A 10364-nucleotide genomic window follows, 5' to 3' on the forward strand; every position below is an offset into this window, starting at 1 on the left:
GAATTCGTCGCTTTCGGTGATTCCGATAGGGCGGGCGATCAGTAATACACGCTTATTGGTCCTGTCACCTGGAGGAATGCTGTGTCCGGTCGGTGTCCCGGGCGAGTTGTATCTTGGCGGGGTGGGGCTGGCGCGAGGCTACCTGAATCAGCCGGCGTTGACGGCGGAACGGTTTGTGCCGAACCCGTTTGCGACCGGGCGGGAGCGGGCTGAGGGATTGACCCGGCTTTACCGTACCGGTGACCGGGTGCGCTGGTTGCCGGACGGGACACTGGCCTATCTTGGCCGGCTGGACGGCCAGATTAAATTACGCGGCTTCCGCATCGAACTGGGAGAGATTGAAAGTGTTATTAATAGTTTTGATGATGTTATTCAGAGTGTTGTTCTCCTTCGAGAAAAAGGAGAAATACGTTATTTAGCGGCATATGTGGTGCCGACTCGGAAAAAGGATGGGGTAGATATTTCTGCATTGAGAGAGATGCTTTCATATCAATTACCGGAGTATATGATTCCCTCGGCAATGACTATCATTGATGAAATTCCGATGACGGCAAATGGGAAGTTGGATAAAAGTCGGTTAAACGAGCCTGAGATCGTAAATAATAAAGAATATGTTCCACCCGCTACGCTTCTTGAGAACCAATTATGTTTTATTTGGAAAAGTGTATTAGGTATTGATTCTATAGGTGTGATGGATAATTTTTTCCATGTTGGAGGCGAATCAATCCTGGCAATAAAGCTTATTAATAAATTGAAGGATAGTGGTTATAAAGTCTCATTAAAATCATTATATCTACAAGGGACTATTCGCAAGCTTATAGAAAATAGTTGTATAGAAGAGAGTCATGAAGATGATGAACTAAATATGGAGGTAAATGTAGATAAGAATTATGCATTTGATTTATCATCATCTCAAAAACGGATTTGGTATATGGATAAAGTAATCGGTGACGGTGTATACCATATGTGTTTTCTTCAGGAGGTAAAAGGTAATTTTGATATTAATGCTTTTGAATATGCATATAAAAAATTAATCAAAAAACATGTGTCATTGAGAAGTAAATTAAATGTAGAGCATGAGAGAATAAAACAGCGCTTTGATGATGAAGTTAGTGGTAATGTGATTTGTCAGAAGTTAGAAAGTGTTAAAAATGATAAGGAAATCGAAGGGTTAATTCATGATGAAGTAAGAAAAGAAATGAAATTGTATAATGGTGAGGTAATAAGAGGCATTGTTTTTAAAATAAAGGAGGATAAGTATATAATATTAATTGTAGTTCATCATATTGTATCTGATGACATTTCTATGAGAATAATAAGGAAAGAATTGATCGAGTATTATAACGAATATGTTATGGGAGAGATCAAGAGGGATGTTTATGATGAGAAATTATATTTTGGATACTTGAATTTGTTAAAAAGTAAGCAACGTGGGAAGGTGGATTGTGATCTGATAGAAGATCTGAAAACAGTAAAAAATATTAGTGCATTATATGATAAAACGAATTGCAAAGATGTGCGGAATATTTTATGTACTGCTAGTCTGACAATTGGAATGGAAAAGCTGGATAAGCTTCGTAAGAAGTTAACAATTAAGTCATTGACTAATTTTGATATTATGGTTTCAATGATATCCATACTTATATATAAGTTGACAGGAAATGATAAATTCGCAATAGGATGCGTTTTCTCCCAGAGGGAACAATATGAATTAGAAGAGGTAATTGGTTGTTTTATTGATACAAAAATTCTGGTTAGTCATATTATTTCAGAGAATAATTATGAAGAAAATCTTTCTTGTCTTTTAATTAAATTAATTTTATTAAAAGAAGATAATGAGTTTAATTTTGAAGATGTTGTAAGATTAGTTAACCCTCAAAGAGATAAAAATACCAACCCTTTATTTGATGTGCTAATAAATTATTTACCGTTGAAAAAGCATATGGATAATGAAGATAAAAAAGGTTTTTATGGTTGTGAAATGATTGAGAAACCTTTTTTGAATAAAGTGGCAAAATATCCTATGGCTTTCTATATATCTGAAGAAAATTGCAATTTAAACATAACACTTGATTTACAAGGTCAGTATTTCCAACAAGGAAGATCAGCTATAATATTAGAACAATTAGAAAGATTATTTGAAGAAGTTTTAAGTTATCCAGATAAAAGTATTGATGAATTAATCATTCATGGAAATGAAAAAATGTATCATTATGACAATTTTATAATGGAGGATAAATGTATTCCTGAGTTATTGCTGGAAAAAATGCGAACAGTACCACAGAGAATAGCAATATCTAAAGGAAATAAAGTATGGAATTATAATTCATTATATAAATATGCGCTGAAGTTAAAAGGACTTTTGCAGTTGAAAAATATAAAACCAAATACAACTATTGCCATAATAGCCGGTGGTAATATAGAGACTATTGCTTCAATGATAGGTATATGGTTTCATAATTGTATTTTTTTAACAATAGATAATATGCTTCCTATGGAACGGATAGAATATACATTGAAATTGGCTAATATTAACCTGATAATAAATTGTATTGATAGAAAATTATCCAAAGATATTATAACTAATTATGATGTCGTAAATTATATTAATGTTGATCATTATGAAGATAATAGATTTGATGATCGGGATATTTTATTCAATCGAATAGATAATCATGGTGCATATGTATTCTTTACATCGGGTACGACAGGAGTACCTAAGGGAATCTTGGGTACTCATAATGGGTTGTCTCATTTTATTCAGTGGCAGAGGAGTCAGTTTGATATTAAGCAAGATGATAAATGTGGATTATTGACCAGATTTTCTTTTGATGTTGTGTTAAGAGTCATTTTTCTTCCATTAATTTCAGGTGGAGTTTTATGTATACCAGATGAAGATAAAGACGAACATGTGAATGTGTTGAATTGGATATCGGAAGCTAATATTACAGTTTTGCATGCTGTTCCTTCGTTATTAGAACACTGGATTGATAGTTTTGATAGTGAAAATAATTTAGCAAATTTAAGGTATGTTTTTTTAGCAGGAGAGCCTTTATATACACGTTTATTGGAGAAATGGTATAAGCAGACTCAGACTGATACAAACTTAGTGAATTTATATGGACCAACAGAAACAACATTAGCGAAATTATGGTTTGTGGTAGATTCAAAAGTATTAGCTCAAGGAGAATATAATAATATTATACCATTGGGACAGGCTATGTCGGGTGCTGAAGCTAATATTGTGAATTCAAAAGGGGTATTATGTGGTGTTATGGAGCCGGGAGAAATTGTTATTAAGACCAATTATGGTGCATTAGGATATATCACTAAAGGAAAATATTTATTAAATTGTAGGCAATATGAAATAGAAGAATTACATTCTGAATTGGGTTATAAAACAGGAGACTGGGGACGAGTTAATTTAAAAAATCAGATTGAATTTCTAGGGAGAATTGACGATCAAATAAAAATTCGGGGAGTTAAAGTAAATTTAACTGCAATAGAGCAGTGTATAGATTCGTATCTTGGTATTAATAAATCAGTGGTTATTGTTAGTGAGAAATCAGGTAATATTTCTCTGCATGCTTTTTTAACTTTGATTTCCGAAGACATATTAATCTCTGAAAAAAATATTCGTCGGTACTTGAGAAGTAGATTGCATGAAACATCTATACCAGAACTCTTTTATATAATTGATAAACTACCGTTAACTATAAATGGTAAAATAGACAAAAGAAAACTTATAGAGAATGTCGATAATATTTATCATCCTCTGAAAGATCATGTTAATAATAAAGTATGTTTGGACTCTGAAGTGGAAAGTGAATTAAGGATTTTATGGTCTGATTTATTGAAAGTTGATGATATTCCATTTGATGCTGATTTTTTTGAGATTGGTGGGCATTCGTTAATTATGCTTGTCATGATTTCAAAGATTAGTAAATTATTTGGATTGAGATTAAATGCCGGAGATATATTTGAAAACTCGACATTGCGTGATTTATCAAACTATATCGTAAAATACCGAGATTGTGATAATGATGAGTCAAATATTGTCATAACCATGCGCTATTCAAATAATAATAAAGAGGATCTTTTCTTAATCCATCCAAGAGATGGCAATATTATATGCTACACTGATTTATTAAATTCACTACCTATAGATGGTTTAAATGTGTATGCTTTGCAAGAGTATGGATTAAGTGATTTAAGTCAGGCTAGTCGTATTTCTTCTATAGCATCTTGTTATTTAAATGAAATCTTAAAGAAAAAAACGGGTAAACTAAATTTAGTTGGTTACTCTTTTGGTGGCATCATTGCACATGAAATTGCTGTTCAAGCTGCTGAAAAAGGATTAGATGTAAATCTATTATGCTTGATAGATACTGTTTGCTCTACTATTAATGAGTATTTATCTGATGAAAACTTGATTGCTGGTTTAGTGGCTGAATATTTTGGAAGAGATAATATTGATAATATTTTGGGATATGTAAATAAATTTGGCATTGAAGAAGGAATTAATATTATTTACGATATGTTAAGTGCTGAAGGTAGAGCTCCAGAAAATAGTACAAAAGAACAGTTTTGTTTAGAGCAAGTGATTTATATTAAAAATGGTTCTGCTGCAATTAAACATATTCCAAAGATATATCAAGGAAACTTGTTTTTTATAGCTGCTGAGGATAATTTAGTTATTAGAAATCGTGAATATGGCTGGAGACCCTATGTTAGCGATTTAATTGAATTAAATATTGTAGAAGGAGGTCATAATAATATTTTACAGCGTTCTTATGTGGAGGTGGCAAAATTAATCACCCAAAAAATATTTCTTTAAAGTATTATGGGTGATATAATTTTCTCTATTATTTTAATATGCTGAGGTTATCATGCTATTCTTAAGATCTATTTCGTATAAGAACGCAATTAGTGAAGATGATTCTTTGATATATCCACTGAATATAAAATGTATAAGAAATATAGCAAAGGTAGAGTTTAATTCCCCGGTTACTTTTTTTGTTGGAGAAAATGGTTCTGGTAAGTCAACACTTCTTGAGGCTTTGGCTATAGGATTAAATGCTGTACATATTGGAAGTAATGAATTTGATTACGATGAGTCTATGGTTAATATTCAAGATTTTTCTAATAGGATCAGATTTGTTAGAAATGCCAAACCATTAAAAACTATTTTTTTTCGTGCCGAAGATGTTCTAGGATTTATAAAAAGAATCTCCAAAACTAAGGAAGATCTCAATGAAATGGAGAATGCATTTCTCAAAGAGATAAAAGGCGATGGGAAATATCGTGCAGTGGGGGCGGTAAGAGGGCAATTGAGGGAGTTAACTCAGAGTTATGGCGATGATCCTTATGCTAAATCACACGGAGAGACATTTTTAAATATATTGCAGAAGCGTTTCTATAAGAAATCTTTATTCTTTTTGGATGAACCTGAAACACCTTTATCTCCTTTACGTCAATTGGCATTAATATCTTTAATAAAACATTATGTGGGATTAGGAGCACAGTTTGTTATTGCTACACATTCTCCCATATTGATGGCTTTTCCTGGAGCAGACGTCTTACATTTTAATTCTGATAGAATTGAAATGTCTGATTACAATGATATCGAGCATGTTGTGATAACAAAATCTTTCCTTAATAACCCTGAACTTTATTTGAGAGATTTATAGCATAGGGCGTAAATTATATGCAATTATTTAAATTTTTATTGAAAAAATATCCCTATAGATTATTTTTTGTTTTTGTTGTCAGTTTTATGGTTGGTTTAGGTGGGGGATATTTAATTTCTTTTATTAATAATTTGATAGCTGTGAAGGTAGAAAATAATTACTTATATTATTTAACGGTATTTATTTCCTCTTTATTGTTTTTGTTTTTTCTAGGCATATTCTCAGAGCTTATGGCATTGAAATTATCATTAGATGCTACAGCGAGTTTCCGAAAAAGTATTGTTGATGGTGTGATAAATAGTAGTTTACGTCAGATTGAGCTTACGGGCGCTAATAGAATATTTTCTTCATTGACGAGAGATGTGACAATATTAGTTAGTGCTTTATCAAATATGCCTATATTTTTGACTAACCTCTCTATAGTTATTGTCATCATAGGTTATTTGTTTTATTTATCTATTTCCTTATTTTTGTGGACGATGTTTGCATTGTTTATAAATTCAGTAATATATCTTTTTATTAGCCATAAATCGAAAACTGAATTTAAAAGGGGGAGAGGTTATGAAGATTTATTATTTAAAGATTTTATATCTTTGACCGAAGGAATAAAGGAATTAAAGATTAATGAGTTAAAAAAATATAATTTTTTGCGGGAGTTGCATGATAATATTAATAAGCAAAAGAAAATTTCTCTGCGGGCAAGGTTTTTTTATATAATAGGGGGTAATTTCAATACAATGATGATTTTCTCTATATTGGGGATTTTGATATTTATGAATGGTAGTGGAGATAAAATTGAATTAATTTCGGCAACGGTTGCGATTATTTATGTTATGGGGCCTTTAAATGGACTGTTACATATGTATCCATTATATATGGATGGGTATGCTTCTTTTGTTTCTTTAAAAAACCTAGAGTTTGATAACATCTTACAGAATAATGTTGAAAAGATAGTGTCGAAGGATACCCCATTGGATTGGGAATACATATATTTCCGAAATGTTTCTTTTTCATATAATGAAAAAAACAAAATAGAAGCAGGTGATGGATTTAGTATCGGGCCACTAAGCTTTTCTCTGAAAAAAGGTTGTATCACTTTTATTGTGGGAGGGAATGGTTCTGGCAAAACCACGCTGATGAAACTTTTGACGCGCTTATATTCTCCTACAAGTGGCTCTATTCTTTTAGATGATATGATTCTTGAAAAAGAAAATGAAGTTTTTTATAAGAATAAATTTTCAATTACATTTGCTGACTATCATATATTTAATAAATATCCTTTGTTAGAGGATAAGAATGAGATGGCTGGATCTTTACTTGAAAGATTTGGATTAAATAATAAAGTTAATTTCCAGAATGGTTTTGTTAGTTATTCTGGTTTATCTCAAGGACAAATGAAAAGGTTAGCGCTTGTTTTAGCTATCTTAGAAGATAAAGAGATCATTGTATTAGATGAATGGGCTGCTGAGCAGGATCCTAACTTTAGAAGTGATTTTTACGATTCAATCATTCCAGAGCTAAAAGCTAAAGGTAAAACAATTGTGGTCGTAACACACGATGATAGATATTTTTACGTAGCTGATAGTATTATTAAACTAGAATATGGACAAATAGTTTTATAAATTTATTATTACTGGTAAATTCGACTAATAAGCTTATTATGTGAATTTACCACTTCTAACCTTTCCTGATTTAATAACTTCAATTGGTACAATAAACGTCTGTTTTTTGTTCGTTTGATGCAGTTGTTTGCTGTATTTTAACTTATTGATAATCGTTATATATTGAACAGATTAGGTCATCATTGTTAGCAGGTAAAATATATATTATATTCTTTATTGTTTAATGCGAGATTAAATTTTTATTATTTAAGTCTGCTTAATTTAAACAGGAGATTTTTATGATTTCATTATTAAAAGAACTAAAAAATAAAAATTATTCATTATGGCTAGAGGGTGATAATATAAGAATATTATGTGGTGAAGATGAATTGTCGGATTTTTTTATTAATGAAATTAAGCATAATAAAGATAAAATAGTGCGTTTTTTTAGAGATAAAAAGATTTTTACAAATAATGATTTTGAACAGTTGGATCATGAACTAGAATTCTGTCCTCTCTCTTTTCCCCAGGAACAGCTTTTATTTATTGAAGAATTTGAGAATGAATTTGTACCATATCATATTCCTTTGGCTTTTAAGCTTTCTAAGGAAGTAGATATTGATATGTTGTATTCAAGTTTATTCATTATTTTTCAAAAACATGATGTATTTCGGACAGTTTTTAAAACAGATGATACAGGTAAAAGATATCAATATATTTTACCTGATTATAAAGAAATTAATATGGAAATTATAGTTCTTGATAATGAAGAAAAACTACGGGAATCTTTTGCAGAAAAAATAAATATAAAATTTAATTTAGATAAAGATCCTCCTGTAAAATTATTTAGATATATTATTGATGATGACCAGTTTTTTTTGATTATCTTGCATCATATATCTTTTGATGCTTGGTCAATAGATATTTTTCTAAAAGAATTATTATATATATATGATTGTTTTATTCAGAAAAAGCCTGTTGAACTTCCTGAATTGGAAATAAATTACCTTGATTACACTAAATGGCAGCGTAATGTTTTTAAAAATGACACCTATAAAAAAATGGAATCTTACTGGAAAGATAAACTGGTTGGTTTTTCAGAATTAGATTTACCTCTTGATTATAGAAGAAATAGTATAATAAATTACAGTGGCGATAGTTTTGATTTTAATCTTACTGAAAAAAATTCTTATAAACTGAATGTATTGGCTGAAAAGTATTTAACAACTCCTTATGTTTTACTGATCAGTGCTTATTTCATTGTTCTGTCTAAATTGTCAGGACAAGAGGATATTTTGATCGGAATTCCATCCGATAATAGAGATAATTCACAAACACATCATCTTATTGGGTTATTTGCTAATATGCTGGCCCTCAGAATTTCAGTTGATCGTACATTAAATATTTCAGAATTTATTAAGGTTGTTCATCACGAAGTGGTGATGGCAAAGATTAATCAAGCGTATCCTTTTAGTAAGCTTATTGATTTACTGAACGTACCACGAGATATGGCTCGGCATCCTATTTTTCAGGTTTCATTTGATGTGGTTGAACAATCTAATGATATAAAATGTACAAACTCACCTTTCGAACTTTTAAATATTTCAACTTGTTATTCTCCTGCGAAATTTGATTTAGATCTCACTGTTACTATTAATAATAATATGATTTCTGGAGGTTTTATTTTCGCAAAAAGTGTATTGTCAAAAGGAATGATTAGTTCTTTGTGTGAAATGTATACTTCCGTTCTTATGGATATTTTAGATGAAGATGTAAAAAAGATTTCTGATTTATCTTTTATGGATAATTCTGAAAAAAATAGATTACTTTATGAATGGAATCATAATAAATTTCCATGCTTAATGAGCGATAATATTTTAGCTGTATTTGAAACCCAAGTGCAGCGTACTCCGGATAACGTGGCGGTTGTCTGTGGGGAGGCGCGCCTGACTTACCGGGAGCTGAATACCCGGGCAAATCAGCTGGCGGGTTACCTGCGTGACCGTGGCCTCGCTCCCCAGCAGTTTGTGGCTCTGTATTTAGAACGCTCCGCCATGCAGATTATCTGTCTGCTGGCGATTTTCAAAGTCGGCGCGGTCTATGTGCCGTTTGACCCGGCCCATTCAGCGGGCAATCTCAGTGATATCCTGGCTGAAATGCCCGCATCTTTCCTGCTGACCCAACAAACGCTGTCCCTGACAGGATTGCCCCCGGCGGTGACGGTGATCCCGCTGGCGGCATTGGAATGGGGTGCCCTGTCGTCATACGATGCCGGGAACAATCTGCCGGCGTTGCCGCTCCCGGCGGATGCTCTGGCGTATGTGATATACACCTCCGGCTCGACCGGCAGGCCAAAAGGGGTAATGGTTGAGCACAGAGCGCTGTATGCACATATCCTTGCCATGCGGGATACCTGCCAGTTTACTGACCGCGATCGCGTGCTGGTTTTTGCTTCTTTCAGTGTCGATACGTCACTGGAACACCTGTTGGTGGGATTGCTGTCTGGTGCTGAGGTGCATATAAAACAGACAGAATGGTGGACGGAAGCCGAGTTTTTTACCTATGCCTCGCGTCACGCAATCACCGTCACAGACCTGACGCCCGTCTATTGCCGACAACTGATGCATGCCGGGGATGAAGCGAAACACTACTGGCCGAAAACAACATTGAGGCTGGTTGTGCTGGGCGGAGAGAGTCTGCCGCCGGATTTGGTGACGGCCTGGAAACACTTTGCCCTGTTTGGCCGGTGTGCGCTGGTGAATGCTTATGGGTGCACGGAAGCGACCATAACCAGCGCATGCTATTCGTTGGGGGACGGGGATGATAAACGGGCGGTGTTGCCGGTGGGGCAGGCTTGCAGCGTGACATCGTTGTACGTCCTGGATGAGAGGAGGCAGCCGGTGCCGGTCGGTGTCCCGGGCGAGTTGTATCTTGGCGGGGTGGGGCTGGCGCGAGGCTACCTGAATCAGCCGGCGTTGACGGCGGAACGGTTTGTGCCGAACCCGTTTGCGACCGAGCGGGAGCGGGCTGGGGGATTGACCCGGCTTTACCGTACCGGTGACCGGGTGCGCTG

General features: G+C 34.0%; 5 protein-coding genes. All 5 read left to right on the forward strand.

The annotated features are described in order from the left end of the window. Window positions 1-81: 81 nt before the first annotated feature. Window positions 82-213 carry a hypothetical protein gene (locus tag EAE91_RS24785; RefSeq protein WP_339919626.1) on the forward strand — a complete coding sequence of 44 codons (132 nt, stop codon included), beginning with the start codon at window positions 82-84 and terminating at the stop codon, window positions 211-213. Beyond that, window positions 176-4837 (forward strand): AMP-binding protein, encoded by a 4662-nt coding sequence (locus EAE91_RS22425; protein ID WP_339919627.1) that lies wholly within the window; start codon window positions 176-178, stop codon window positions 4835-4837. Before EAE91_RS24785 ends, EAE91_RS22425 begins: the two co-directional genes overlap by 38 nt. Before the next feature lie 52 nt (window positions 4838-4889). Next, the gene (locus tag EAE91_RS22430; protein WP_214090394.1) at window positions 4890-5690 is read left to right on the forward strand and encodes an AAA family ATPase; all 801 of its coding nucleotides are present in this window, start codon (window positions 4890-4892) and stop codon (window positions 5688-5690) included. 17 nt (window positions 5691-5707) lie between these two features. Beyond that, complete coding sequence (locus tag EAE91_RS22435) at window positions 5708-7312, forward strand: cyclic peptide export ABC transporter (protein ID WP_214090395.1); 1605 nt, start codon at window positions 5708-5710, stop codon at window positions 7310-7312. Window positions 7313-7590: 278 nt separating this feature from the next. Next, on the forward strand, window positions 7591-10364 hold a 2774-nt coding region (locus EAE91_RS22440; protein WP_214090396.1), incomplete at its 3' end, for a non-ribosomal peptide synthetase.

It is taken from the genome of Photorhabdus noenieputensis (assembly GCF_018448935.1).
In the GTDB taxonomy this organism is placed as follows: Bacteria; Pseudomonadota; Gammaproteobacteria; order Enterobacterales; family Enterobacteriaceae; genus Photorhabdus; species Photorhabdus noenieputensis.